Origin of the sequence: Bradyrhizobium sp. 2S1 (assembly GCF_011516625.5) — a bacterium.
In the GTDB taxonomy this organism is placed as follows: domain Bacteria; phylum Pseudomonadota; class Alphaproteobacteria; order Rhizobiales; family Xanthobacteraceae; genus Bradyrhizobium; species Bradyrhizobium septentrionale.
Genome location: NZ_CP147717.1, coordinates 1,628,448 through 1,655,139 on the forward strand (window position 1 = coordinate 1,628,448; position 26,692 = coordinate 1,655,139).

General features: G+C 60.7%; 15 protein-coding genes and 3 pseudogenes. 7 read left to right on the plus strand and 11 right to left on the minus strand.

Annotated elements, in window-relative coordinates; genetic code table 11:
• Positions 1 to 77 precede the first annotated feature (77 nt).
• Both ltrA and HAP54_RS07875 read right to left on the minus strand, forming a co-directional pair.
• A complete protein-coding gene (gene ltrA, locus HAP54_RS07870; RefSeq protein WP_166299311.1) occupies positions 78 to 1,325 on the minus strand; it encodes a group II intron reverse transcriptase/maturase in 1,248 nt (415 codons plus the stop codon).
• A 699-nt stretch (positions 1,326 to 2,024) separates the two neighbouring features.
• Positions 2,025 to 3,248: pseudogene (locus HAP54_RS07875) on the minus strand (ISL3 family transposase); the annotation flags it as partial.
• 143 nt (positions 3,249 to 3,391) lie between these two features.
• Between HAP54_RS07875 and HAP54_RS07880 the strand changes: the two are divergent.
• Positions 3,392 to 4,423, plus strand: coding sequence for an IS110 family transposase (locus tag HAP54_RS07880; protein ID WP_166299312.1), 1,032 nt, complete (start codon positions 3,392 to 3,394; stop codon positions 4,421 to 4,423).
• 360 nt (positions 4,424 to 4,783) lie between these two features.
• On the opposite strand, the gene HAP54_RS07885 is transcribed toward HAP54_RS07880, so the two are convergent.
• Positions 4,784 to 7,840 carry an ATP-binding protein gene (locus HAP54_RS07885; protein ID WP_166299313.1) on the minus strand — a complete coding sequence of 1,019 codons (3,057 nt, stop codon included), beginning with the start codon at positions 7,838 to 7,840 and terminating at the stop codon, positions 4,784 to 4,786.
• A 6-nt stretch (positions 7,841 to 7,846) separates the two neighbouring features.
• On the opposite strand from HAP54_RS07885, the gene HAP54_RS07890 reads away from it, so the two are divergent.
• The 4 genes from HAP54_RS07890 (at position 7,847) to HAP54_RS07905 (ending at position 10,768) form a co-directional block, all read left to right on the plus strand.
• Positions 7,847 to 9,181: an IS1182 family transposase gene (locus HAP54_RS07890; RefSeq protein WP_166296156.1), complete on the plus strand. Its 1,335-nt coding sequence runs from the start codon at positions 7,847 to 7,849 to the stop codon at positions 9,179 to 9,181.
• 177 nt (positions 9,182 to 9,358) lie between these two features.
• Positions 9,359 to 10,051 carry a hypothetical protein gene (locus HAP54_RS07895; protein WP_166299314.1) on the plus strand — a complete coding sequence of 231 codons (693 nt, stop codon included), beginning with the start codon at positions 9,359 to 9,361 and terminating at the stop codon, positions 10,049 to 10,051.
• 88 nt (positions 10,052 to 10,139) lie between these two features.
• Positions 10,140 to 10,373 (plus strand): helix-turn-helix transcriptional regulator, encoded by a 234-nt coding sequence (locus tag HAP54_RS07900; protein WP_166299315.1) that lies wholly within the window; start codon positions 10,140 to 10,142, stop codon positions 10,371 to 10,373.
• A gap of 143 nt (positions 10,374 to 10,516) precedes the next feature.
• The gene (locus HAP54_RS07905) at positions 10,517 to 10,768 is read left to right on the plus strand and encodes a hypothetical protein (RefSeq protein WP_166299316.1); all 252 of its coding nucleotides are present in this window, start codon (positions 10,517 to 10,519) and stop codon (positions 10,766 to 10,768) included.
• Positions 10,769 to 10,918: 150 nt separating this feature from the next.
• Here HAP54_RS07905 and HAP54_RS07910 read toward each other — a convergent pair whose 3' ends face one another.
• Positions 10,919 to 12,262, minus strand: coding sequence for an IS1380-like element ISBdi2 family transposase (locus HAP54_RS07910; protein ID WP_166299317.1), 1,344 nt, complete (start codon positions 12,260 to 12,262; stop codon positions 10,919 to 10,921).
• Positions 12,263 to 12,442: 180 nt separating this feature from the next.
• On the opposite strand from HAP54_RS07910, the gene HAP54_RS07915 reads away from it, so the two are divergent.
• The gene (locus tag HAP54_RS07915; protein ID WP_224741338.1) at positions 12,443 to 14,281 is read left to right on the plus strand and encodes a DEAD/DEAH box helicase; all 1,839 of its coding nucleotides are present in this window, start codon (positions 12,443 to 12,445) and stop codon (positions 14,279 to 14,281) included.
• On the opposite strand, the gene drmB is transcribed toward HAP54_RS07915, so the two are convergent.
• From drmB to HAP54_RS07930, 3 genes are all read right to left on the minus strand, one after another.
• Positions 14,242 to 15,675, minus strand: coding sequence for a DrmB family protein (drmB, locus tag HAP54_RS07920; protein ID WP_166299318.1), 1,434 nt, complete (start codon positions 15,673 to 15,675; stop codon positions 14,242 to 14,244). The genes HAP54_RS07915 and drmB overlap by 40 nt on opposite strands.
• 13 nt (positions 15,676 to 15,688) lie before the next feature.
• Positions 15,689 to 19,240, minus strand: a complete 3,552-nt coding sequence (gene drmA, locus HAP54_RS07925; protein WP_210297548.1) for a DISARM system helicase DrmA — start codon at positions 19,238 to 19,240, stop codon at positions 15,689 to 15,691.
• Positions 19,241 to 19,318: 78 nt separating this feature from the next.
• Positions 19,319 to 20,056 (minus strand): type IIL restriction-modification enzyme MmeI, encoded by a 738-nt coding sequence (locus HAP54_RS07930; protein ID WP_166299319.1) that lies wholly within the window; start codon positions 20,054 to 20,056, stop codon positions 19,319 to 19,321.
• Between the two features lie 141 nt (positions 20,057 to 20,197).
• Between HAP54_RS07930 and HAP54_RS07935 the strand changes: the two genes are divergently transcribed.
• Positions 20,198 to 21,541, plus strand: a complete 1,344-nt coding sequence (locus HAP54_RS07935) for an IS1380-like element ISBdi2 family transposase (protein ID WP_166297949.1) — start codon at positions 20,198 to 20,200, stop codon at positions 21,539 to 21,541.
• 151 nt (positions 21,542 to 21,692) lie between these two features.
• On the opposite strand, the gene HAP54_RS07940 is transcribed toward HAP54_RS07935, so the two are convergent.
• From HAP54_RS07940 to istA, 4 genes and pseudogenes are all read right to left on the minus strand, one after another.
• The gene (locus HAP54_RS07940; protein WP_166299320.1) at positions 21,693 to 22,451 is read right to left on the minus strand and encodes a hypothetical protein; all 759 of its coding nucleotides are present in this window, start codon (positions 22,449 to 22,451) and stop codon (positions 21,693 to 21,695) included.
• Between the two features lie 87 nt (positions 22,452 to 22,538).
• On the minus strand, positions 22,539 to 23,948 hold the full coding sequence (locus HAP54_RS07945) for an integrase catalytic domain-containing protein (protein ID WP_166293515.1): 1,410 nt from the start codon (positions 23,946 to 23,948) through the stop codon (positions 22,539 to 22,541).
• Between the two features lie 329 nt (positions 23,949 to 24,277).
• Positions 24,278 to 25,120, minus strand: a pseudogene (gene istB / locus HAP54_RS07950) (IS21-like element helper ATPase IstB); the annotation flags it as partial.
• Positions 25,121 to 25,128: 8 nt separating this feature from the next.
• Positions 25,129 to 26,619: pseudogene (gene istA / locus HAP54_RS07955) on the minus strand (IS21 family transposase); the annotation flags it as partial.
• Positions 26,620 to 26,692 lie beyond the last annotated feature (73 nt).

Here is a 26,692-nt window from a genome sequence, read left to right on the forward strand (position 1 = left end):
GTCGAGTCGCCCGGGGGAATTTCACCCCCAGGCGCTCACGAATCCGGACGTGAAGCTCGCGCTTCATCCGGCTTCTATCATCCAGCCGTTGGTCTGATGCCGACTTTCCACAGATACAGCAGGCTTGGCGCTCGTTTTGCGAGACGTCCTAGCCAGGATATGGCCGCAGTTTTCCGGCGCTTGAACCTTTTATATTTCCCCATCACCCACCGGGTGAGCACCATGTTGACGTGAAGGACGTTGACGCACTCCGAGCGGTAAAACCGCCCGTAGTAGTTCAGCCATCCTCTCGCGACAGGGTCGATCAGTTTGGCTAGGTCTTCCAGCGTTTGGTTGCTCCTGCTTGTCACCCGCCATTCGCGGATAGCCTGCCGGATTCCCTTGGCTGCCTTGCGGCTGATGGCCGGTGCGAAGCTGACAAACTTCTCACCCTTGCTGTCCCGAGCTTTGCGCGGCCGGAACGTGTAGCCGAGGAAGTCGAACGTGATTTGCTCGTACCCTCCGCTCCGATTGTTGTCCTTGCAGTAGACGATCCGGGTTTTCTCCGGGTGGAGTTCCAGACCGCACTCGGCAAGGCGATTACGGATCGCTCCCAGTACGGCTTTGGCCTCCTCCTCACTCCAGCAATGGACGATCGCATCATCAGCGAATCTTTCGAAGCGCAGGTGTGAGAAGGTCCGTTGCATCCATGCATCGAAACAATAATGCATGAAGAGATTGGAGAGTACGGGCGAGACGACAGAACCCTGAGGGGTTCCTCGTGTTCGCTCGTCGCGGGTCCCGTCTTTCCGCTCCACGGTGGCTTGCAGCCACCGTCTGACGTAGAGACGAACCCAGCCCAATTCCACATGGTGGGCTACAGCTTTTTCCATCAGGTCCCATGGAATCGTATCGAAGAACGACTTGATGTCCAAGTCTATGACCCAATCGAATTTCCAGCAGCGCTCGCGCGCCTTCCCCACCGCATCGAGCGCAGAGCGTCCGGGCCGATAGCCGTAAGAGTCGGGGTGGAAGACTGGCTCCACTTCCTTTTCTATGACCATCTTTGCGACCGTCTGGGCCACTCGGTCTCCGACGGCGGGAATGCCGAGTTTCCTGACACTCTTGCCATCGGATTTGGGGATTTCCACGAGACGAACAGGCGGTGGAAAATACGTCCCCGACGACATGCGATTCCAGACCTTGTAGAGATTCCTCTTCAGGTCCTTTTCGAACGCCGCGACGGAGACGCCATCCACGCCCGCGGCCCCTTGGTTTGCTTTGACCTGTTTCCAAGCCTGCCAAACAAGGTGCTTGGAGATATCATACGGCTTTGCCTCGGACATCAGTTCATCCCCATTGCGGGTTGGCTGTTGTCGTTGGCCAGATGATCGGGTCCCTTCGCTCCACCTGCATTACCAGGCTTCATCACTACTGCGAACCCGTCCGCCCCTGCGCCGTGCATCGGTACTCTCCCCTCAGCGGTGCTGCCGCTTTCAGGTTCTCCCTTGGCATCACGACACAGGTTCCCACGTTCCGTGTAAGAGCCTGCCATCAGGATCGCGCCGCCTCTACACCGGTCGTCACCCATCCAGTAACCAGGCTCCCGATAGGCTTGCTCCCAAGGAAGGGTTGAACCCTTGGTTTCGACAACGTCTGTACTGGTTTTCGATGCTTCATCGGCGGTTCGCTTCCGCTCGCCTTCCTGAGGCTTACCTGACGGGCTTGCGCCCGCCTTTTCCAACAACGCTCACCACCTCGACCGTTGTGTCGAAGCAGCTTGTGGTGGTTTGGACTCTGATCCTGCAATCCGAGCCCGAGGGGCCTACCCTCATCTCTTGCACAGCAAGGCTGCTTGAAGGCTTTAGGTCAATTGATCTACCTCCTTCTTCGCGCCGTCGTGGCGCACCAACCCCGACCAGCTCCGACGACCCGAGCGCTACCAGCAGAGCACAGCCGATCAAAGGGGTCCCTTTTGGAGGCCGATAGGGGGTCCCAGTCAAACGCCGATTGACATCGGCGCCGAATCATCAAATGGAATTCGGCAGCGTATCCCGTCCGACGGTCATGAGGCGAGCGATCGTTCTGGCCGATGGAATCCGATGAAGAGTTTCGACATCAGTCTTTTCGGCCCGCCGTCTACGAGTCGTCCATTCGCCGACAACACGAAGGGAGCCTCGGAAACCGTGCGCCCGTAAGCGGCGCCAAAGTTCAGCGCCGTTTCGGCAACCGGCTGCCCATTGATCGTCGAGCCATGGCAGGTGCTGATCGAGAGAACTCTCCCGGGTCCGGAAGACATCATGGCGTTCGCCGCGGATAACCTGTCGCACCAGCCCCCTGCTGTGGCCCGTCTGGCGCACGATCTGCTTGATCGGCATCCCACCTTTCGACAGGCTCAAGATGGTCGCGTTGGCCTCCTCGCGCCGGAGATAGCCCTCATATTGGAGACGCTCCGCAGCTGTTAGCAGCTCGGGATCGATCGTCGTTGCTCCGATTGCGCTGCGGATCTGGCGCATCGATTTTCGGACGGCATCGAGGAAGGCCCGACTGGCGTTCTCCATCAGATGCCAACGATCTGCGACCTGTACCGCGTGCGGCAGGGCTTTTGCCGCGGCTTCGCCATATGCTCCACCGCGGTCACGGGCGACGATCGCGATCGTGGGATGAGCAGCGAGCCAGGCCTGGGCGGTCGCGGGCTCACGGTCCGGCAGCAGGGTGACCACCCGGCGCCTTTCCAGGTTGCAGATGATGCTGGCGTATCGGTGATTGCGCCGCCATGCCCAATCATCAATGCCGATAACCCTGAGCGGGTCAGCTGGTGGACGGCTACGGCGTCGAACCACGCGAAGGAGCGTATCCTTGCTCACCGGCAGCATCAGCCGTTTTGCGAAGCCTGCCGCCGGTCGTCCGCCAAGCGCCAGACCGAGGTGATGGACTATGGAGTCCAGCCTCGCTGTGCGCCGGGCTGATGGAGCCAGCACCCCTTCGGCGAAGCGCTCAGTAAAGATTTGGCGCCCGCACAGAACGGCGTCGCAGCGGAAGCGGCGGGCGACCACCAGGAGCTGTACGATCCGCCCCGAAAGCGGGAGGTCAGTTACGCGTCGCCGATACCGGCTATGGACACGTCGGGAAACTGTTCCGCACAAGGGACACAGACCGACGCTTCCGGACGCCCGGATCTCAATAATGGCCTTATCACCTTCGTAGTACGCACTCTCTACAACAAACCCACGCGGCACCAGACTGGAGCGGTGGAGTGCTTGCTGCATGGCGTTGATTCTCCTCCAATCAAAGCGCCACGCATCCCCCAAACTTGCATCAAAAGTGATGGTGTGGAACGGCCCTTCGAACCGGCATCAAAAGTGCCTAACGTGGTCGCTTCGAGAGGCGCCACAAGGGAAGGACCGTTCCAATGGAGAAGATTATCACAGTAGGTTTGGATTTGGCTAAGTCGATCTTCCAAGTGCACGGGATCGGCAACGACGGGAGAGTATTGGTTCGCCGCATGTTGCGACGATCGCAGGTGCTGCCATTCTTTCGAGCGCTCTCCTCTTGCCTGGTCGGCATGGAGGCTTGTGCGAGTGCACATCATTGGGCGCGCGAAATCGCGGCCCTGGGGCATTCGGTCCGCATGATGCCACCGGCCTATGTGAAGCCTTATGTCAAACGAAATAAGACCGACATGGCTGATGCAGAAGCCATTTGTGAGGCTGTCACCCGTCCGACGATGCGGTTCGTACCGATGAAGACTGCCGAACAACAAGCCGCCGGTATGATTCTGCGGGCGCGAGAGCTGCTGATCAGACAGCGGAGCCAGACTGCCAATGCTCTGCGCGCTCACATGGCCGAGTTGGGTATTATTGCGGGGACGGGCATGGCAAGCATCGCGAAACTTCTGGGATTGCTCCGGGAGGGGCAAGACGACAGGATCCCCGCCACCGCCCGCTTTGCCCTGATCCATTTCGCTGAACAGATTGAGCTACTTACAAACCGCATAGAGAAGCTCGATAGAGAGATTTTGGTTGCCGTCAGAAAGGATCCCGATGCGAGGCGTCTGATGAGCATTCCCGGTGTTGGTCCTCTCATCGCCGCTACCGTTCGGACATCGGTCTTGGATGCTCGTGGCTTTGCCACTGCACGAGATTTTGCGGCTTGGATGGGTCTGACGCCGAGGGCACAATCGAGCGGTGGGAAAGAAAGGCTCGGCGCGATATCGAAGCGGGGAAATCGGCAACTACGGACGCTCTTAATCGTCGGTGCAACTTCTATCATCAAGCTTGCCAAACGAGGCTTGAAAGTCCCGCTCTGGGTTCGGACCATGCTGCAACGCCGGCCGGTCAAGGTCGTATCAGTGGCGTTAGCCAACAAGATTGCGCGCACCATCTGGGCGTTGCTAGTCAAGGGCGGCATCTATCAGGCACCGGCCGCAATGCTGAAATCTTAATCTTAAGAGCTCATCGGCGGAAAAGGAAAGCCGCCGAGGAGGCAGGGTGCAATCTGGATGAACACTGAATGACGACATTCCCGGTAGCAATCAGACCGCCTGACTCACTGCGCTTCGAGCGCGCAAAATTGATTGGGCGATTGCTTCCGCGGACATCATCGTGGCCAGCGGCCAGGTGCCGCGTTCACAGGCCGAACATATGACCGCACCGCCATTCCTTGTTCAATCAGAGAAAGACCTTGCAGCCCGGGCCGTTCCACATATGAGTCAGAGCCAATTTTGGACGCCGATCCCCCGGCTTAGGGGGTCAATATTGCAGGCCGAATGACACCGACGCCAGCGGCAACGTGTTCGGGCCAGTCAGGCGGCCTTGTTCCTGGCCTGATCGCGCGCGCCGGACTGAAGGTCGTGGATGATCGTCGTCGGCTCGACGGCCTTCACAATCTCGCAGAGATGACGATGGTGGGTAAAGTAGACCACTTGCCCCGTGCAAGCCATGTCGGCGAGCAGGCGAAAAGCCTCCTCGGCTCTCGAATCGTCGAACGTCTCCATGATGTCGTCCGCGAGAAAAGGCCCCGGTGGATGAGCACGTGCGAATTCGTGATACCCCGCTACGCGCAGCGCCAGATACAGCTGAAAACGCGTGCCTTTCGAGAGCTCGGACGCGAGCTTTGAGCCGCCGTCGGATCCCTTGGCGATCAGGAGCTCGCTCCCGTTAGAGGGCTGGGTGACGAGCTCTTCGTAGGAACCCCGGCTGATGAGACGGAAAGCTTCCGATGCGCGCTCCATCATCGAACTCCGGTGCCGCTCGCGGTAGGTGTTCAATGCCCTGTCCGCAGCCGAAATTCCGAGTCTCAGCCTGAGGTAAGCCACCGCCTTGTCTTCGATGGCGAGCAGCACCGTCCGCCGCTTCGCATCCAGGTGTGCGATGGCCGCGTCGCCGCCGACCGCGCTTATCCTGTCCTCGGCGCGGCTGCGGGCGGAAAACAGGTCGCGCGTCCGCCCATCTTCATCCTCGGAGCGGCTTTGCAGGGCGATGAGCTCCGCATCCAACGAGTCGGCATCCACCGCGTCGAGAATGGTTTCGGCCTGCTCGATGGTTTCCGCCCGAATGCCCTGAAGCAGTTCGTCAAGGGCCTGGATCGACCGTGCCTCCAGATCGGATTTGCGGACGAGATCGCGCAGACGTCCGTCGACCTCGGTCAGTGACCCGACTCCGAAGTGGCTCATCATCGCGTTCGTCTTAGCCCGAACGGCGCCGACTTCGTCGACGAGCGCGCGCGCCTTGTCCTGCTCGACGATCAGCCGCGCTTCCACTTCGCGGCGGCGGTCGGTCGTCCTGACCGCCGCCGCGAAGCAGTCCACCACCGCATGGCAAAGTTCGAGCAGATCGGGGCGCGACGACAGTCCGAGCGTGAGGGCCAGCGCTTCGACCTGGGTCCGGAATTGATCTTGATCGCGTTGCATCTTCGCGATGCGGTCGGTCAACTCCGCTCGTTTCTCCAGGCCTGCTTCCAATTCCGCGAGGACTTCGAGCGTCTCACGCACGACGGCCGTGGACGGCTGCATTTCGCGCTGCCCGAGCCAGCAGGTCGCGCAGACCGCTCGCCAAGCTCTATTCCATGCTTCCTCCGCCAGTCGGGCGTGACCGAGCTTCTTCTCCCGCGATGCCAATTCGCGCCGTCGATCCTCCAGTGCCGCGCGCAGGCTTCTGGACTCGAAGGCGCGATCGAGCGCCGCCTGGGCGACCGCCGACATCGCGGCGATATCGCTATCGTCGGCTATATCGATGCCCGCCGACCGCATCGCCGCGGCGATCCGCCCCCGAGAGCCGGCTGCTTCGATCTGCGCTTCACGGCATTCCCTTTCGGCCGCCTCCAGTCTTCCGTCGGCATCGATCGCCCGGTCGCGTTTCCCTAGCCACGAAGCCAGGCCGGCGGCGTCCATCGAGACATCGAGGTCTTGCCCGATCGCGCGAACGGCATTCCCGATCTCCTCCACAAGCGCCGCACGCTTCGTCAGGCTCTCCTGCAATTGCCGGCTGGACCGTCGAAGCATCGATCGCACTTCGGATCGCTTGAGCAGCGCGTCGTTCAATTCCGCGACGCGGGCGGCATGGCCGAGACGCTGCTCCGTGATCAGGTCGAGTTTCCGCATCGCGGATTCGAACGCGACGGCCGTAGCTTCATCCAATTGCGACTTGTGAAGCGCCCAAGCTGCCTCCCGTGCGGACCGCGCTTCCGCGGCGTCATTATCGCTCACGACGCCGGCGACCGAACCAAGCGCGTCGATCCTCGCGTCCAGGCGTTCGGTCTCGGCGGCGAGACGGTCTTGTTCGCCTTGCCGGGAGACGACTTCGAGCGACAGGGCCCTTTCGTTCGATGCCCAACGTTCAAGCTGCTCTTGCGTCGGAGCCGGGACCGCGTAGAGCGATTCCCTGTTTCCCGTCCAAGGGCGCAGTTCGTTCATCCGATCGCCGAGTTCGTCTGCGCGCTCGCGGCGGAGGCGATCGGCGGCACGCACTCGCCCGGTCCCGTCGGCCTGGCGAGCGGCCGCAACTGCAGCCGTCAATTCACCGATCTTCGCTTCGTCGCATCCGTCGTTTCGGTCGGCCGCCTTTGCCTCGGCTTCCGATAGGGCTTCGACCGCCTTGGCGACTTCCGCCTCGGCCGCACCGAGAGCCGCTTCGACGCCCGATCGCCGCTCCGTCAGGTCGCGCAGCGGGGCGACGACCGATGCAGGAAGGAGAAGTCGCGCGGGATCCGGCTCGGAGACGTGATCGATGCGAGCAAGCACCCGTGCGACGGTTTGTTCGGCGATGCCTAGACGGAGACGGCGGTCGGGCAGGTCCTTTTCCGCCGTGACGTATCGCGCCCGCAGATCCGACAGCAATTCGATGCGATCTTCCAGGCCGCAGGCCGACACGTTCACGACGAGCCCGTCGAGTTCCTGCTCGAGCACGGCGATGTTGTCGGCCACCGTCTGCGTCTGCGTCGCCAGCGTCGTCTGTCGGGTCATTAGCGTCGGAAGATCGCGGGCCCACGTCGAAGGAGCATCCGACAAAGCGGCGAGGGGAGTCAGGTCCGAACGAAGAGCGCGATACGTCCGGAGTCTCGGCAGCGCGTGGATGAACCGCCGCACCTCGTCGATACGGGCCTGCGTGCGGCCCCGCTGCGCGATAGCATCGTCGTACGCCGAGGTCGCCTCGTCTCGCTCGATGACCAGCCTGGAATAGGCGGAAGCGAGAACATCGGTCCGATCCCGTTCGTCCTTCAAGGCCGCGAGTTCCTTCTTGAGATCGGCGAGTTCTCCGGACCGCTTTCCGGACTTGAAGAATCTTTCCGCCTCCGCTCTTGCCGAGCCTAGGAGCTTGTCTGGATAGTCGCTGTTCAAATCTGGTCGGGTCTGATTCAACATTGGGCGATGAGCAAGTATTTTCGGCCTTGGAACATCGATCAGACGCTGCTTCTGCCGCCGAATGTGCAGGACTTCGTGCCGAAAGGCCATGTCTCGCGGTTTATGGTTGATCTGGTGCGGGAGAGCCTCGATCTCAGGGAGATCATGGGCAGCTATGTGAGCGGGCTTGGGCAGCCGCCGTTTGATCCGCGGATGATGGTGGCGCTGCTGCTGCATAGCTATGCGAGTGGGCTGTATTCGTCGCGTCGGATTGCCAAGGCCTGCCGGGAGCGGAACGATTTTGTGATGATCGTGGCGCTGGATGCGCCGGATTTTCGGACGATCAGCGACTTTCGCAAGCGACATTTGAAGGCGCTCGGCGCGCTATTCGTGCAGGTTCTGAAGTTGTGCGAGACGGCCGGGCTGGTCAAGCTCGGTCATGTCGCGCTGGATGGTACGAAGATCAAGGCGAACGCGTCGAAACACAAGGCGATGAGTTATGAGCGCATGAAGAAGCGCGAGGCGGAATTGAAGGCCGAGGTCGCTCGCATGCTGGCGGCCGCCGAGGCGGCGGATGCCTCGGAGGATGAGACTTTCGGCAACAGCGACGAACTGCCGGACTGGACCGTCGACAAGCAGAAACGGCTGGCGAAGATCCAGCAAGCGATGGCGGCGCTGGAAGCGGACGCCAAACTGGCGGCGGAGGAAGAGCGCCGCATCGAGGCCGAAAAGGAACAGCAGCGCCAGGCCGAAGGCCGCAAGAAGCCGGGCAAACCGGCGGCGCTGCCATCGGAGGAACCCAATCCCAAGGCGCAACGCAACTTCACCGATCCGGAAAGCCGCATCATGAAGTCGAAGGATGGCTTCGTTCAGGCCTATAATGCCCAGGCGGCCGTCGATGCACATGCCCAGATCATTGTCGCGCAAGAACTGACCCAGCACGGCCTCGATCAGGGCCAGTTGGTGCCCCTGATCGAGGCCATCGAGAGCAATCTTGGCCGCAAGCCGCGGCAGGCCTCAGCGGATTCCGGCTACTGCAGCGAAGCCAATCTCGAAGCGCTCGACACACGCAGCATCGATGGCTATGTCGCGCCCGGACGCGCCAAGCACCCGACAGTAGCGAACGGAAAAGTCGGCGGCCCGCTGACACAGGCCATGCGAAAGAAGATCGACGATGGCGGCTTCGAAACACCCTACCGATTGCGAAAGCAAGTGGTGGAGCCGGTGTTCGGACAGATCAAACAGGCAAGAGGCTTCCGCCAGTTCCTGTTGCGGGGCATCGAGAAAGTGCGCGCCGAGTGGACAATGATCTGCACCGTCCATAACCTCCTCAAGCTGTTCAACCTCGCAAACGCAGCCTGAGCCTGCTACTCTACAACAAATGCCCGTCACGAAAACATATCTGGACGGGCTCCTAGACAACGATCCTCTGCGCCGGGCGTCGGAGCACATTGCACGGGCCATCTCGTCTGCGATGGGCGACCGCGTGCCGGTTGATTCGCAGCCCCTCAAATAAAGTCACGGAACGAGACCTTCGCGATGACAGACCCTGAGTTCCACCTCGTAGAGCCCCCGTACTTCCAGTTAGACGAGGCGGTCGATTGGATTGAATTTACGCAGACAGCGGACGCCGAGCCAGACGGCTGGTTTTCAGTTCTCGCAAGCATCAGCCCGCTGGAGGATGCGCTGCGCCGCGGTAAGCTAACGGGATTCGCCTCCCTTGATGCATCACCCGTGCAAACCATCGAACAATCGACATGGACCGAATTTGATATTTACCCGGCAAATTCCGACGGGAAGATTATTCAAAACAGAGACGAAGCCGACATCACAAGCTTTGTGGTTCGTTCCTTCAAAGCCTATCGGGCGGCGGCATTGAAGGACCTCAGTCAACCGACAGCTAAGCTGGTGCCCGGCATCGCCGAGCAAGAACCTGGATTCCATCGAGTGATGGATCAAGTCGTCTTTCTTGAAGATGACCTTCGGCGGAACTTTCCGGCAGGTGCCGCTCCGAGGAAAGCACTCCCGTCGCTTGACAAAAAGTACGCAACTTTTCTCAAGAAAATCGAGGAAGGTCGTTACCTCAGTAGTCCTGCCCCGCTCACATTCGATGAAGTCTTGGACTTGCTCGTTGACTACCTGAAACGGACGAAACAACTGCATTCCACGCTCAGTTCAATCAGGAAGGGTTTAAAGCGCCACTACGAAGAAGTCCGCAGCGGCGGACAATAGACAAGTCTGGACATGTCTGTAGTTGTCTCGACAGGTCCCAGCGTTCTCCGTGTAGGACTTCCTTGCCGACAGCGAGTCGGCAATTCAAATGGGGAACGACGTGATTATCGAAAAAGCGACCGAGCCGCGGAAATGGCTCACGAGGAAAGAGGCCGCCGGCTATTTGCGGCTTGGCGAGAGCACCCTCGCAAAACTCTTTGTCTCGGGTGATGGCCCACCGGCTATCAAAGTGGGCCGGGCAGTTCGCTATTCATCCGCCGACCTTAATCAATGGATGAACGGACGGCGCCGAAAATCTACGTCCGACGTTAGCGAAGCTTGAGATCAAGTTAATCGCCAAGAGCGTCGTTTGGGCCGCCCGACACGACGCATCTTTTGGATGACAACGGGGCGGAACCACATCGCCACGTCTCGCAAAGTTTTATCTCTATTTCAAACCTGACGTCATTCGGGTGAGGAGAACCTATGTCCACATCAAACCAACCACTGAATTCAAACGATCACGATGAGGTCTGTCGCCAAATTGCCGACGTCGTCGAGCTCGATGCAGCTATCGACTTCGGTAGTCCGCCCCATCCTTCCGATCAAGCACTCAACCTTCCGCCAGGCGACTGGATCCCGGATTTTGGCCTGCGGGAACCCAGCTCTGAAGAGCCGCCGGAGTGGCTCACGGCGCCGCCAATCTTTGGCGACAAGCCTAGCCCGTCCTATTCGTGAGAGTGCTTTTTTTAGTCCGATTGATGTGGCCGCACATCTGCTCTGACGAGGCGCGCGGGATTGCCTTCGGCTTTTCACCGCCTGACGACCGGTACTTTGCAACGCGCTTGAGGGATGGGTTGGGCGAACGGGGGGCGGACGCCCCGCCGGTCAAGGACCGAGCGGCAGCAGCGCGCCTGGCAAGCCGCGGATCAGGTCGGCTTCGGGACATGCCGCGGCAAACGCAAGGCGAATGCGGCTCGTGGTCTCGACGACACGGGCAGCGAGTTTCAAGAGACGAAGACGCAGCGTCGCGAACTCGGCTGTGGCCAATTCCCGGGCTTTGGGAATCGCGTCGTGCACGGTCAGCATCAGCCAATAAGCGGCGGTGTGGAGAACGAGGCGGACTTGATTGGCGAGCGCCGAACGGCAGCTGGTGCGATCGGAGGCGAGCTGTGTCTTATGCAGCTTGATCAGATTCTCGGCTTGGCCGCGCGCGCAATACAGGCTGTCGTAGATCCACTCGGCCGAGCCGACATCGAGGCTGGTGACGACGAAACGGATGTCGAGGCCGAGCATCGTCGCCTCAATACGGGCGACGGTACGCCGTTCGCGATCCCAGGACTTGGCCTTGTGGCGCGTCTCGGTATAGCCACGCAGAACCGGCAGGTTCTCGATGGCGCGTCGCGTGCGGATGTCGTCGGCGGCCTCGTCGAGTTTTCTGGCGAGCGGCTTGGTGCCGGACAGACCGAAGATGTAGTCGATGCCGTTGGTCTCGCACCACGCCATTGCCTCCGGCCGGGCATAGTGCCCGTCGCCACGGAACGTAATTCGCGTGTTGTGCCACCGCGTCCGGATATGCCGTATCAGGCGGCGCAGATGGGCACGCACCTCGACGCCGCCCGGCGTCTTGCCGGGCCGCAACACGACCGCCACGGGCCGGCTCTTCTCCGTGTCGTAGACGTGGATCGGCAGGAAGCAGCGTTCGTCATAATGAGCGTTGAACAGCGAGAGCTGCTGATGGCCGTGGACGACATCGCAGGTATCATCGATGTCGAGCGTGACGGATGCCGGCTCGCGCGGGTAGCTATCCATCCATGCGTCGACCAAAGTGTAGGTCAGTCGGATCACGTCGCGCAGGCGCGGAGCATTCTCCAGCCGCGACAGCGTCGGTTGGGAACACAGATCGCGACCCGTGTCCGGCAGCCGTCCGCAGGCCAGCTTGAATGCGGGATCGGACCGCAGATGATCGAGGTCGTCGGCGTCCTCGTAGCCGCAGCAGATCGCGAACATGCGCGCGCGGAACATATCGACAAGGCTGTGCACGACCCGCGTCGGATCGCGCCGATCCGGGAACACCCGGGCCAAATTGTCGGCCAAGCCGAGACGCCGCTCGGCCATCGCCAGAAGCATCACGCCCCCGTTCGAGGTCAGCCGACCGCCATCGAAGGCAGCTGTGACTTTCTTGGCGTGAACGGCTGGAAACGAGAAGGGCAGAATCGTATCATCGGTCATGGCGGGCCTGGCGTTCGCGGTTGAGGTGATGGGGTTGGCTTTGCAACCGAATCCTACGCCGCATCAGCGCTTTACACCACGCTCGCCAGCCTCTCAGGCGCACTCTGACGAATAAGACGGGCTAGAGTCCCTTAGCTATAACAAACGTGCAGCTGAGCTGCCGTCACGCCGGGGGGAGTGATGGGCTTGTTTGAGGATTGGATTGGCACGCTCACGCTACCGCCTTTGCCCGAATTTCGGTTAAGGATCGGCCGCAATGCGGTCCGACAGATCGTGTTTCGCGGTGCGACAACCCGCGCTCGAATCTTTGCCTCTGAAATTCCCGGTCATGCTCTCATCAAGACCGACCTAAAACCGCCCTACGATCAGATCTACCTTCGAAGAAAAGGGGCGAAGCGCCGAACAACGGACCTTCCCGTTGTTACCGCGGGTGTGGCCCTTGATCCCGCCAATCTGCCATCCACATTAACACTCCATTGGGACGAGGTCACGCCGCTCGTCGAGCGTGCGAACACGCCCGAAAAGCTGCTCAAGACCTGGGAAAATCAGTTCAGTTTTCGCCTTCAAAGCGAGAACGGCGATCCCGGCTTGCGCCTCCCGCAGATCGGCGCACTGCATGCGATAGCGGCACACTTTGCTGTTGGCGACAGCTTCGAACCGGCTACGGTCGTGCTGCCAACCGGCACCGGGAAGACGGAGACAATGCTCGCCGCACAGGTCTATTTACGTCCGGTCCGGACGCTCGTTCTCGTCTCGGGCGTCCCGCTGCGCGATCAGATTGAAGAGAAATTCGTCGCACTGGGCCACCTGCCGACTGCGCAGACGGTTCCCATCGAGCTTCCAGGACCGCGCGTCGCAGTTTTTGCCGGCGGCATTCGGACCGTTTCCGAGGCCGCGGCGTTGCTCAAGCAAGCGAACGTCTTTATCGCGCTTCCAAACTCGCTGGACGCCTCCGATCCCGAGGCGATCGCTACACTAGCGGCCGGCTGTTCGCACCTCTTCGTCGACGAGGCACATCATATAACCGCCAAAACGTGGCGATCGGTTCGAGACCGCTTCATCAAGAAAAAAGTGATTCAGTTTACCGCCACCCCGTTTCGGCGTGACCTACAGCGCGTCGACGGCAAGATCATCTTCAATTACAAATTGGGGGATGCGCAACGCGCCGGATACTACAAGCCTATCAACCTGAAGACGGTTGAGGAGTACGGCGATCAAAAGGCGCGGGACGAGGCTGTTGCCCGCGCCGCAGTTGAAGCCCTTCGCCACGACTTAAACGACGAGAAGCTCGACCATATCCTCCTTGCCCGCACGGAAACGCAGGCGCGTGCAGACGTACTCGCAGACCTCTACCAAAGGCTGGCGCCGGAGTTCGCGCCAGTGAAAGTCTACTCAGACCGTCTGGATAGTCAAAATCGAGCGGCCCTGACCGCTCTGAAAGAACGAAAAAACAGTGGGTCTCGGGTCGTCATCTGCGTCGACATGCTGGGCGAAGGTTTCGATTTCCCCCAGCTGAAGGTTGCGGCGCTGCACGACACGCACAAGTCGCTGGCCATCACGCTCCAGTTTATCGGCCGCTTCACGCGCAAAGGTCCGATCGACGTCGGGCAGGCGACCGTTATCACCAATATCGCCGACCCCCAGGCCGAAAATAAGTTGGCCGGACTCTACGCGGAGGGAGCTGACTGGGACCAACTTATTCGGCGACTTGCTGAAGAGCGCATCGATGGCGAACTTAGGTTACAAGACGTAGTCGAGCAGCTGAAACAGCAGGGCACGTTGTCGGCTGAATTGTCGCTTTGGAATCTACGGCCTGCGATCTCGACCCAGTTTTACAGGACAAAATGCAAGGATTGGGCGCCGCTCCAGTACGCGGATGTTCTGCGGCCTAGCGCTGAAACGTGGTACGCGCTCGACGACAAAGACAAGCTTCTCGTCGCCGTTGTTGCCCAGTCCGAAGAGGTCAAATGGGGCGATTATCAGAACATCACGAACAGCCTACCGAATACGTCAGAATAAGTCCGGCCTTGAGTCGCATATCTCCCGGATCGATTCTCTCTGCTCTCCAGCCATTGCTTTAGGAATTTCGGCGCAACGTGAAGAAAAATACCTTCACCGAATTGCTCGATGGCAGGCAACCATTCAACGTTTCTGGCGAGATCTGCGCCGTTAACGGCCAGCTGGATTTCATCAAGTTCGTCTTCGCCAGAGGTTGGAGGCGGCTCTAGGCGCGTGAAGCCATAAAGACATGTAACCTCACGCAATCGGTGAACCCTAACGATGTTCTCTAGGAACTGATCCCAGGGCGGTTGAAGCTCCTTAGCGCCAAGCGGCAAGGTGTCGGCGTAGAAGAAGGACCCCGCGCCATCGGTGCCGATCACGGGCGCGCCGGTCGCCATCATGTCAAACTCCGCTATTCGTGGGTCCTCATTCGGATTTACTCCGTCCCCTTGTCCATCATTCAGTGCCGCCAGGATCTCCTCGTTTAAAAACTCTGTGAACGCATCCTTCATCTGGGGAATTGCCCGGAGAACGTCGAGAAAGTTTGGCAAGGCGCGAATACTATCGATTGTCGTCTTGTTCTCCATGATGGTCTGACGGAGCTTGTCATTCGCTTTAGTAAGCGAAATGACCGTCACGGTCTGCGGGAAGTAGGTGTTCGTAGCCGACCTCGGCAGCAGACGAAGGTCGTCAGAGCAAGCCTCGTTCGCATCCCGTCGCGGAGTCAGCCAAGGGCTGTGACATTGGCACTTACCCAAAAATTGGGGCTTGTAGAGGTCGGCCATGCTGATCGTCGCACCACAGGTGCATTGGACCGAAATATCCGATGGATCCGAGCTAACGCCGCGCTCGACCCAGTACAGCGGCTTGCGGCAGGATTGATCTCTTCCGCGATGGGTCAGATAGCGCCACTGAATATCCTGAAGATGTCCTTTGGTGCAGGCGCCCACGAATCGGATTGGGTTCACACCGACTTTGCTCCCCGTCCCGGTGTAAGAAAGCTTTCCGCCGCCGGTCACGTCGAGTTCCGAGAACTCGATCATACGCCGGCGCTTTTCATTCGCTGGACTTGCAGCGGCCGACGCTACCGCAGGGACGTTCGAAGGCGCCTCGTTAACCAGAAACCAGCTTGGAAACAGACGTACAGCAACGCCTGGCGCATTGGCGTCCCGACGCTCTTCGTCGAACATCGGTGGATGTCGTAAGCCTGAAAAACTGGGACTCAACTTCGCCCCAAGCTGCTGCTTCAGCAGCGCGACCAGGCGCTCCTCCTCCACCGGCTTCCAGCTGGATCCTTTATAGTCCCAGTCCTGCAGGCCCGCCACCAGCACGGCATTTTCCGGCAGGTCCATCATGGCGCCGGGCCCATAGGTCAGCAACAGCTGGCTGAAGTTCTGAGTGATGTCGGCCATTCCTACTCCGTTATCAAAACGCGCTTCCGTCAGGCCGCCTAAGCTTCAGGAGCGAAACGGGCTCAGTATCCCGCATTGAGCGGCCGGCGATGAACCAATCGCGCTCGGGATCCATGTTCGGCTGCTGGTCGAACGGGTCCTGAAGGAGCCGTCGAACTGCCTGTTCGTTGGCATAGGCGAAATCTTCTCCATTGCTCGTCTGCTTATCCGCGATTCTGATCCAAGCGGCCTCCAACTCGTCAAGACGCGCGAGGCAGCGTTGAATGGAGGCGCTGTCCTGTCGGGCCGCTTGCATCTTGGCCACGATTGCTGATTTCACACGTTGATACGCAGTTGGATAGTTTGCGACCTCGTCTGCCTCCTTGTTGGGAGTCAAATTCGGATCGACATGCCTCTGGGCCGCCACGAGCGTCGCGGCAAGTGCGCGGTCGAGCGCCCGTGGCGCAAAAGGCGTGACGCTCGTTGCCTCGACTGCTCGATAGAAACTCTGATGAAAGGAGCGGAACTGCTCGTAGTGCGTTCGGTCGCGGGGCTTGTGAATATTTAGCAGCGTGACTACCAAACCTGGCTTTTTGGTCTCGCGGCCGACGCGGGACGTCGCCTGAATGTATTCGGCTGCAGTCTTGGGCTGCCCCTGAACCACCATCAGCCCGAGCCGACCGATATCAAGGCCGACGGAGATCATGTTTGTGGCCATGGCAACATCGACCGCATTCTTGTCAGTCGCAGCTAGTCCTAGTCGTGTTCGCGCCTCCGACACTTGATCGGTCGAGTAGCGAGAGGTCAATTCCTGGATCTCGCGCAAGACGCGGTCGGCGAATGGCGCGCCTGTCGGCTCGCCGCGTGTACGGCTTCGGCCGTAGTTCGTCAGATGAGCCCTCACCTCGTCATCGACAATCCTTCGCGCGCCGCCTAGTTCGCGCAGCGCATTGAAATAGCAGAGCGCCGTCAGATAGGGGTCGGCCGGGTCGTCCTTGCCGCCACTGGAGAGTTTTGCCGCGCCCGACAACAGGGTTTGGACCGCACGCAAGAAAACCAGCTTTGGTCCGCGACCCGGTGAAGCCACACCGAAGTAGAGACGCGAGGGTGTTTCGCGGTCGACCTTGGCAAAGAAAGAATCGTCACGGCTGACGCCAGGGGGAGGAAAGATCGCTGTCTGCACGCGACCGAACAGATTTCGGATCTGAACCTCCGCCCTCCGAACCGTCGCCGTTGACGCCACGATTTTGGGACTGCGCCACTCCCCGTTGATCTTCCGGGACGCCAGCAGGTCGAAAGCAGTCTCATAAAGACCGGCCACCGTGCCGAGCGGACCCGAGATGAGATGCAGTTCGTCCTGAATGATGAGGTCGATGGGGCGCAGTTCGGATTTCAGCTGGTTCCCGCCGCTTGGCTCAGCCGCACCATAGAACCCTGTTGCATCGCTTCGTTTGACGTGACCGAAGAACGCTCCGGTGCGGCCTTCCCATGGCACGTTGGCAAACTTGTCGACGGTAGCGATCATGAAGGCTGGCAGACGCCGATAGATTTCCTCATCGACTACGACGATCGGGAGGCGGTTGTCGCTGGAGAAGGCGCAATCTACCTCGTAACAGCGGAGATCGAGTCGCTGCGGGTTGGCCGCCGTCGGATGCAGCGTGAATGCTTCCTTCTTCAGCTCGTTTCCGCACCACGGGCAGCTTTTCAAGGGCGCAGGCGCAGGGCCACGACCCTTTTTGTACTGCTCAAGCCAGTAGACGGCCGTGTTTTCCTTCCTGTTCTTAGAGCTACCGAGGTTGTTGGGCGTTGCAGCGCCACCGACCCACAGCCCAATTTCGATCGGCCATTCGCCGAGGCGCTTCTTCTCCTTGCGCTCAAGTTCGAGGGCACAGACGAGACCCGCCGCGCGCTGGAGCTGGTCGAGCGTCAGCAGACGCAGAGTGTAGCGCATGACGACCGAGAGGCCTGCGCCTTCGAGACCTGGATTGTTCAACCGACGGCGCGCGATCGCCAGCGCCGCCAGACCTAAATAAGCCTCGGTCTTGCCACCGCCGGTAGGGAAAAACAGCAAATCCACAATTGGCCGATCAGAATGAACCGGATCGATTAGACCATCAAGATTGAGCAGGACGAACGCGAGCTGGAACAGACGCCAGGTTGGCGCAGCCTGTTGATCCGGAGGCTTCTTGTTGATCGAAGAGCTGCGCTGGCGATTGGCGCGCTCCATCACCCGATTCATGATGCCGAACGCCTCTCGGCTGACGGGGTCGGAAGCGAGTCGTGCCAGCCCCGATTCGATGCGCTTGCTCGCTATCTCGATGTCTTTCACGCACTTGTCTGCGATCTCGCGACGCTTTAGGCCATCGATCCCCGGTATGAGCTGGGCCTGTGTCTTCGCCCAGGCCTCGTAGGCGCGAGGCAGCGTCCCCAACGCCGCATCGAGCTTTGAGATGTCCTGGACCGCCTCAGCGAGCGCTGCCATGCCTCGCTCAACTCCGGGAACATCGATATCTGCTCCGAGCTTTTCCACCTCTTGCATGGGCAGCGGATTAGTGAAGACAGTGGTCACGCGACGCTCGGCGTCAGGCTCAACCCAATCGCCGGAGGTGTTGTGCCCCACAGCGTAGGAGCAAACCTCGCTATAGTGCAGATCGGCCAATCGTTCGTCAAAATCTGGCGCCTCATACGACGCTCGATCGTCTCGTCGCTCGAAACCAGCCGCAAAATCCAGTTGCAGACGCGCTTGGAAGCAGAACACGACGTCGCGGAAGCGCATGGTCATTAGTCGAGAGTTGACCAAGAACACCGTCACGGCCAACAATTCGCGCTTCACCCCATCGATCCCGGCGGTGTCGATCGGACGAGCGGAAACAACAAGCTCAAGTCCACCTCCAGGGGCCATGGGAGACGCACTGTTAAGAACGACAATGCGTTGAGGCGCGTCACTTGAGCGGATCGTGATGGGCAACATTTCCTCACGGGGAATACGCCGCCAGTCCAGAGTTTGCCTCGGAGGTGTCTTGGGGACTTCGCCGCGCTTTTCCGCATCCTCGCGTGCCGCTTCCAGGAAAACGGCGTCGTCGAGCTTGGGCTCAGTCACATAATCTCCCCACGTTACCCTCGCCCGCAGTTCCCGTGCATCCCGCGGCAGCAACACGGTGAGTCCGAGGGAGGACGGTTGAAACGAGCGCATAGGAGGAGACTCGGGATTGCCCTCGTCCGGCGCGTCGCCTCGGCCGGGCGTAACCTCTGACAGGTTTTCGGCAGCACGCTGAGCTTCGAGCATATCCTCTGCCGCCTGCTCTTCTGCGACATCATTACCGCTTGCTGCAGCGAAGCTGCGGGCGGCACCGGTCTTGCGGCGGGGACCGAGAAACCCGGTTAGGTACCACGTCGAGGGGGCGACACCCGTCAGGACTTCTCGCGCCAGATCCGGGTCGAAATCGGGATGCGGGCCGACGAGATCACGGCGCAAGAGATCGAGCAGGCGTTCGCGGACCTCTACCGGCGTTGTCGGCTTCGGCAAATCAGCGAGCCTGTCCGCAAGCGCCACGCCTGACTGTCCCGAAAGTACGGCATCTGTCATCAAGAGCTCCCCACCTGACGTCTTCTACCATCCAGCCAGCCAGCCAGACGCAATTAGCAGTATAGCAATTCTGCCAATTCAACTGAGGCCTAGCTGCGGCTCGCTGTCCTCATTCTCAGGATCCCTAGCCTGCGCCTGACCGGCGGGTGCGCGTCCCTCGGCGACCTCCGCAGCATGACAATCGGCATTGAGGGCGAGCAGCCGGGCGAGAACGCGGTCGCGCGCCTCTGCCGGCCAGAAGTAACGGTTCTGATAAGTGTGGTCGTTCTCGGATTCTTCGGTCAGAAATTCGGGACGCAGTTCAGCGGCGAGATCGTCCCAGCCATAGGCGTGGAGCACGGCGCGATCCATTTCGCCGTGCAGATCGCGCAAGGTTTCAATGACGGCGCCGCGTTCTTCCGGATCGTGAAAACGGTTGTAGGTCTTGGTCATGCCTTCGTTCGCCGCTACCATCAGCGCAGCCCGGTGGTCGTAGTAGGTCTGGGCGGCGGCTTCGAGGGCAGCGTCGCTTTCGTAGCCAGCTGGAAAGGGGAAGGTCTCGAAGCAGTCGGAGGGCGCATAGCGCAGCCTATCCTCCAAGGTTGACGAGAAGAAGCGTGCCCAGATTTCGTGTATGCGGGATTGGAGGACGGCGAAAGGTCCCATTGTGGGAAAGGCGACGACGTTGTGGGGTGCGCCAGTCACCACATCGGCCGTAATAAATGCCGCCAGCAGATGAGGCGAGAGGTTAGGCACAAATATGTAACGTTTCAGCCCAACAAGTGCACGATTCAATTCCTTTCTATATGCACCCCAACGCCACCAATATTTACTCACCGTCCTGTTCCATGCATTAGCCCGTCTTATTCGTCAGAGTGCGCCTGAGAGGCTGGCGAGCGTGGTGTAAAGCGCTGATGCGGCGTAGGATTCGGTTGCGAAGCCAACCCCATCACCTCAACCGCGAACGCCACGCCCGCCATGACCGACGATACGATTCTGCCCTTCTCGTTTCCAGCCGTTCACGCCAAGAAAGTCACAGCTGCCTTCGATGGCGGTCGGCTGACCTCGAACGGGGGCGTGATGCTTCTGGCGATGGCCGAGCGGCGTCTCGGCTTGGCCGACAATTTGGCCCGGGTGTTCCCGGATCGGCGCGATCCGACGCGGGTCGTGCACAGCCTTGTCGATATGTTCCGCGCGCGCATGTTCGCGATCTGTTGCGGCTACGAGGACGCCGACGACCTCGATCATCTGCGGTCCGATCCCGCATTCAAGCTGGCCTGCGGACGGCTGCCGGACACGGGTCGCGATCTGTGTTCCCAACCGACGCTGTCGCGGCTGGAGAATGCTCCGCGCCTGCGCGACGTGATCCGACTGACCTACACTTTGGTCGACGCATGGATGGATAGCTACCCGCGCGAGCCGGCATCCGTCACGCTCGACATCGATGATACCTGCGATGTCGTCCACGGCCATCAGCAGCTCTCGCTGTTCAACGCTCATTATGACGAACGCTGCTTCCTGCCGATCCACGTCTACGACACGGAGAAGAGCCGGCCCGTGGCGGTCGTGCTGCGGCCCGGCAAGACGCCGGGCGGCGTCGAGGTGCGTGCCCACCTGCGCCGCCTGATACGGCATATCCGGACGCGGTGGCACAACACGCGAATTACGTTCCGTGGCGACGGGCACTATGCCCGGCCGGAGGCAATGGCGTGGTGCGAGACCAACGGCATCGACTACATCTTCGGTCTGTCCGGCACCAAGCCGCTCGCCAGAAAAGTCGACGAGGCCGCCGACGACATCCGCACGCGACGCGCCATCGAGAACCTGCCGGTTCTGCGCGGCTATACCGAGACGCGCCACAAGGCCAAGTCCTGGGATCGCGAACGGCGTACCGTCGCCCGTATTGAGGCGACGATGCTCGGCCTCGACATCCGTTTCGTCGTCACCAGCCTCGATGTCGGTTCGGCCGAGTGGATCTACGACAGCCTGTATTGCGCGCGCGGCCAAGCCGAGAATCTGATCAAGCTGCATAAGACACAGCTCGCCTCCGATCGCACCAGCTGCCGTTCGGCGCTCGCCAATCAAGTCCGCCTCGTTCTCCACACCGCCGCTTATTGGCTGATGCTGACCGTGCGCGACGCGATTCCCAAAGCCCGGGAATTGGCCACAGCCGAGTTCGCGACGCTGCGTCTTCGTCTCTTGAAACTCGCTGCCCGTGTCGTCGAGACCACGAGCCGCATTCGCCTTGCGTTTGCCGCGGCATGTCCCGAAGCCGACCTGATCCGCGGCTTGCCAGGCGCGCTGCTGCCGCTCGGTCCTTGACCGGCGGGGCGTCCGCCCCCCGTTCGCCCAACCTACACCTCAAGCGCGTTGCAAAGTACCGGTCGTCAGGCGGTGAAAAGCCGAAGGCAATCCCGCGCGCCTCGTCAGAGCAGATGTGCGGCCACATCAATCGGACCAAAAAAACGCACTCTCACGAATAGGACGGGTTAGTCGAAGGAAGCGCAATTCGTTGGGGTTTAACCCAACGTTCCACGACCGCCAGCAAGTCTGGCCAGTCCGCTGCGACTTCATCTGGATAATCGGCCGGCACAATCCCGTTTTGTAGGCATTCCTGGCGGCGCTGATTGCATGCGACCGTGCCCTCGTCCATAAACCACGAGGTTGACGAATTATCACGCCGTAATGGTAGGTCTGAGAGACTTATCACGTAGCGATTATGCGCATGTGTTGGTGAGGTATTGACTTCTTCGCCGCCAATGTACGGAAAGATACGATCAGCGTTACGCGGCTCTTTGGTAATCAGCATACGCATCGTCTTGAGGTTTTCACACTCGGCTTTAGCGGCAGCACCATCGTCGAAGGTAAAGCCTGCACCAAGTACGTAGGAGCCGATAAATGCCTTTTTGGCATTAGCGGCGAGGCGCTCCGGCGCGTCGTCGAGGTCGCCGGAAACGAGGTAGGCAGAGATCCTGGTTACCTGACGACCATTAAGTATCGCCGAGGTTCCCGACATACTCTTTGACGCGTGGACAATCGATACTACTACCGCCGCCCCTTCGTTCGGCCACTGATAGCGCTTCGTTGTTCGGAAGATGCGTCCCCCGTTTCGAAGAATCGTTGCGAGCCCAGTTTCTCGGGTATCGCCTTGGCCGATTGTGTTCGTAGCGATAAGCCCGAACGCGCCGCCCTCGCGCAAGAGTGCAAAGGCGCGGCGGAAAAAATGTGCCACCAGATCGGAGTTGCCGTGCGCCCCCTGGTGCAGAGTCTGTCAATCGGCCTGCAAATTTGACCCCTCGTATTGCCTCAGGAAGTAATGTTACCCGGGATGAAGGTCTACGAACTGCCCCAGACCGGTCTCGAGCCGCGGCCAGCTCGGTGGAGAGGCTGTGGGCGGGGCGGAGTGCTCATCACACGCAGCGCCGTCCACAGCCTCGGGCCGTATTTCATCCACGGGCATGGATACGATGGCTGTCTCCGCCACCTTCCGCCGGAGGGACCGAAGCAGGCGCTGAACGATCGAATGCTGCTTGTCGCTGAACATCGAAGGATCGATCGTGGCGAGCCTGCCCACGATGGCCAGTGCAGTGAGCTGTGGCTCGACGGCGAGCCAGTTCTCGATGATCGCGAGATGGGGATCGAGCTTCGAGGGCATGCGAATACGCTTTTTGTATCGCCGTTTCGGCCGGCGGTGCGTGGCCCGCACTTCGGCGGTGTTTGCCGCCGTGCCGAGCGATCGGGCAAACGAGAGCGGATCAGCCGGCGATACGGTGGGAACCTTCGCAAGACCGCGCTTGCCGATCCGTTCGCCGAGCTCTTCCTGCGCCGTGCGGATCGTGGCAAGCAATTGTATGGGATCGAGAGTCCGATACGTCTGGCGCAGACGGCGCTTGACCGCTGATGGGAGTTTCGGGTGCCCCAGTGCACGTTCGTATGGTGTGGCAGGCGGATGATAGCGTTTGATGATCTTGGCACCCTCGCGGCGCTTCTCTTTGAGCTTGAATGACGGCTGGAAGAAGTTCACCAGCAGGCGCGCCGCCGCGTAGAGACGTGCCATCACGCGGGCCGTCTCGACCCCGTCGAAGCGCCCGTATCCGACGAGCCGCCGGACCACCGCACCGTTCTTCTGCTCCACGAAAGCCTGATCGTTCTTTTTGTAGGCACGTGACCGCGTTACCTCGATCTTCTGTGCTCGGCACCATGGAACGACGACGTCGTTCATGAACGCGCTGTCGTTATCGAAGTCGGCGCCACAGATCACCCACGGGAACAGGCCCTGTGCTCGCGTCATCGCTTCCACGACGAGGCTGCCATCGCGTGTCACCAGGGGCAGGCATTCCGTCCATCCTGTTGCGATGTCCACCATGGTCAAAGTCTGGATAAACGAGCCGGCGACGCTGGTCCCACCGTGCGCGACCATGTCGATCTCGCAAAAGCCTGGCGGCGGGTTTGCCCAGTCATTGAAAGTGCGGATCGGCACCTCGCGTCGAATCGCCGAGTAGAATCCGACTCGCCGCCGGCGCCCCCCAGCAGCCGCAATTTTAACGTCGATCAACATCCGATCGATCGTCGCCGCGCTCAGAGTTGTCAGCAGCGCACGCTCTGCGCTCGTTGGCTTCAGCCGGCCATGCCGCTCGAGTGCGGGCAACAGCACTGGGATCATCGATACGAGGCGCTTACCGCAGACGCGATCGGAGGCTTCCCACAGCGCGATCAGCGCGTCGCGCACGCTGGCGTATTTGCGTCGCCGACTTGTCGCTGGTTCGGTTGGGCTCGTTGCCCCTTCGTCCAGTGGTGGTCTGGGCCTGTCCCTTCCGGCAACCGACAGTGCTCGCACCGCGTGCTTGCGGTGCCAACCCGTCGTTGCTGTCAACTCGTCAAGGATCCGTCCCTTCTCAACTCGTCCAGCCGCACGGTAGCGCCTCGCCACCACGGCCAACACCTCGCGCCTTGCGCCCATGCTGATCCCGCTCGCCATTGGCGCCACCGACCTGATTCGGTAACGCCGCCCCAGTCATCAGCGGAATTGTTCGGTAACATTTTCGATGAGGCAATGCGCCCCTCATCGGCGTCCAATTTTGACCCCTTCGTGCGGCGGGCTTTGCTGGTAGCGCTCGTCTCGTCGGAGCTGGCCGGGATAGCGGAGGCGAGACGAGCGCGGGTGGCGTGATCGTCGTCTCGGCTCTTGAACCGCCAGCTATCGTTGCCGGTCTCGACAATGTCGCAGTGATGGGTCAATCGGTCGAGCAGCGCTGTGGTCATTTTGGCGTCGCCGAACACGCTCGGCCATTCGCCGAAGGCGAGATTGGTCGTCACGATGACGGAGGCGCGCTCATAGAGCCGGCTGACGAGGTGGAAGAGGAGCTGGCCACCGGACTGGGCGAAGGGCAAATAGCCGAGTTCATCCAGCACGATGAAGTCCATCCGGGTCAGATGCTCGGCGAGCCGTCCTTGCCGTCCGTTGCGGGTCTCGGTCTCGAGGCGATTGACGAGGTCGACTACGTTGAAGAAGCGGCCGCGGGCACCGGATCGGATGCAGCTTCTGGCGATGGCAATGGCCAGGTGGGTCTTGCCTGTGCCGGTGCCGCCAACCAGCACGACATTGCGTTGCTGGGCGATGAAGCCGCCGCTGGCGAGATCATTGACGAGAGTCTGATTGATCGGCGTGCCGTCGAACTGGAAGTCGGCGATGTCCTTGGCAAGCGGCAGCTTGGCAATGGTCAGCTGGTATTTGATCGAGCGGGCCTGCTTCTCGTTGATCTCGGCGTTAAGCAGGTCGCCGACAATGCGCTGAGGTTCGTGCTGGCGCTTGACGGCAGTTGCCATGATCTCGTCGAAGGCAGCCTTCATGCCGTAGAGCTTGAGCTCGCCCATGAGGTCGAAGATTTGGGTTCGTTCCATCAGATGGTCCTCCGGAGGTTGTCGTAGCGGGCACAATCGGCGATCGGTGCATGACGGAGCGTCAGTGCGGCCGGCGTCATGATGTTGGCCGGTGGGGCGGGTTCACGTTGACGGGCCAGGATGTTGAGCACGACATCGGCGGAATGGACGCCATGACCGAGCGCTTCGGCACAGGCCGCTTCCACCGCGGACAGACCGTCAGTCAGCACCGCGGTGAGGATGTCGACCATCTGCCGATTGCCATCGTCGGTGCTGGCAAGCTTGCGCCGGATCCGCTCGATCGCGGCCGGCAGCACCCAGTCTTTGAAGGGAGCGCCGTTGCGCAAGGCACCGGGTTTGCGAGCCAGCACCGGCACATAGTGCCAGGGATCATAGGTCGTCTCGCCGCGGCCAAAGGATCGCGGGTGCTCGGCAACGATGCGTCCATCCTGACGGATCACGATGCGGTCGGCATAAGCCTGGACTTCGACCGGCCGTCCGACTGCGCTGGCTGCGACCGAGTACTTGTTGTTGTCGAAGCGCACCAGGCAGGTCTTCGAGACCGATGCCGTCACCGCATGGAAGCCGTCGAAGCGGCCGGCATAGGGAACGAGCTTGGGACGCTCGGCTTCGAACACTTCCCAGATCGTCTGATCGACCAGCTCCGGGTGGCGATGAGCCTTGGCGTAGGCGATGCATTTGTCGAGCAGCCAGGCGTTTAACTCGTCGAGGTTTTTGAACCGCAGCCGCGGCGTGAAGAAGCGCTCCCGGACCAGCCCGACCTGGTTCTCGACCTGCCCCTTCTCCCAGCCCGACGCCGGCGTGCAGGCGACCGGATCGACCAGATAGTGGCTGCACATCTGCAGGAAGCGGCGATTGTAGAGACGCCCTTTACCGACGAAGATCGTCTCTACGGCGGTCTTCATGTTGTCGTAGATGCCGCGGGTGCAGGTGCCTTTGAACAGAGCGAACGCCCGGTCGTGGGCGTCGAACACCATCTCCTGCGTCTCCCGCGGATAGGCCCGCACGAACAGCATGCGGCTGTGACAGAGCCGGACATGGGCGGCCTTCACCATCACCGTGGTCCCGCTCAGCAAGACCACCTCGTGGCTCCAGTCGAACTGGTAGGCTTCGCCTGGGGCAAAGCTCAGCGGGACATAAGCCGCCGCGGTCGATTGCCCGCGTTCTTTGCTCCACCGCCTGGCGTAACGCCGCACGGCATCGTAACCGCCGTCGTAGCCGCGGCCGCGCAGCTCTTCGAAGATCCGGATCAACGTCAGCTGTTCACGAGCCGATTTGGCCGCGTTCGCCGCCAGCAATCCGTCAAGCTCTACTGCCCATCGTCCCAGCTTTGGCCGCGGCTGCACCTGCCGCTCGTACTCGAAGGAGGTCTCTCCCGACCTCAGCACCTTCCGGACCGTGTTCCGCGACACCTTCAGGTCACGGGCGATCTCCTTGATCGTCTTGCCCTTGATGAAGTGCTCGCGCCGGATCCGGGCAATTGTCTCCACGATCAGCATCCCCCACCACCTGCTTCGTTCCAAAGCAGGCAGCGCAACAGATCAATCTGTAGGGGGTCAATTTTGGACGCCG

Bases quoted from the DNA above. Each gene is read 5' to 3' on its own strand.
- ltrA (WP_166299311.1), bottom strand. From the start codon at position 1,325: ATGTCCGAGGCAAAGCCGTATGATATCTCCAAGCACCTTGTTTGGCAG.
- HAP54_RS07880 (WP_166299312.1), top strand. From the start codon at position 3,392: ATGGAGAAGATTATCACAGTAGGTTTGGATTTGGCTAAGTCGATCTTC.
- HAP54_RS07885 (WP_166299313.1), bottom strand. From the start codon at position 7,840: ATGTTGAATCAGACCCGACCAGATTTGAACAGCGACTATCCAGACAAG.
- HAP54_RS07890 (WP_166296156.1), top strand. From the start codon at position 7,847: ATGAGCAAGTATTTTCGGCCTTGGAACATCGATCAGACGCTGCTTCTG.
- HAP54_RS07895 (WP_166299314.1), top strand. From the start codon at position 9,359: ATGACAGACCCTGAGTTCCACCTCGTAGAGCCCCCGTACTTCCAGTTA.
- HAP54_RS07900 (WP_166299315.1), top strand. From the start codon at position 10,140: ATGGGGAACGACGTGATTATCGAAAAAGCGACCGAGCCGCGGAAATGG.
- HAP54_RS07905 (WP_166299316.1), top strand. From the start codon at position 10,517: ATGTCCACATCAAACCAACCACTGAATTCAAACGATCACGATGAGGTC.
- HAP54_RS07910 (WP_166299317.1), bottom strand. From the start codon at position 12,262: ATGACCGATGATACGATTCTGCCCTTCTCGTTTCCAGCCGTTCACGCC.
- HAP54_RS07915 (WP_224741338.1), top strand. From the start codon at position 12,443: ATGGGCTTGTTTGAGGATTGGATTGGCACGCTCACGCTACCGCCTTTG.
- drmB (WP_166299318.1), bottom strand. From the start codon at position 15,675: ATGGCCGACATCACTCAGAACTTCAGCCAGCTGTTGCTGACCTATGGG.
- drmA (WP_210297548.1), bottom strand. From the start codon at position 19,240: ATGACAGATGCCGTACTTTCGGGACAGTCAGGCGTGGCGCTTGCGGAC.
- HAP54_RS07935 (WP_166297949.1), top strand. From the start codon at position 20,198: ATGACCGACGATACGATTCTGCCCTTCTCGTTTCCAGCCGTTCACGCC.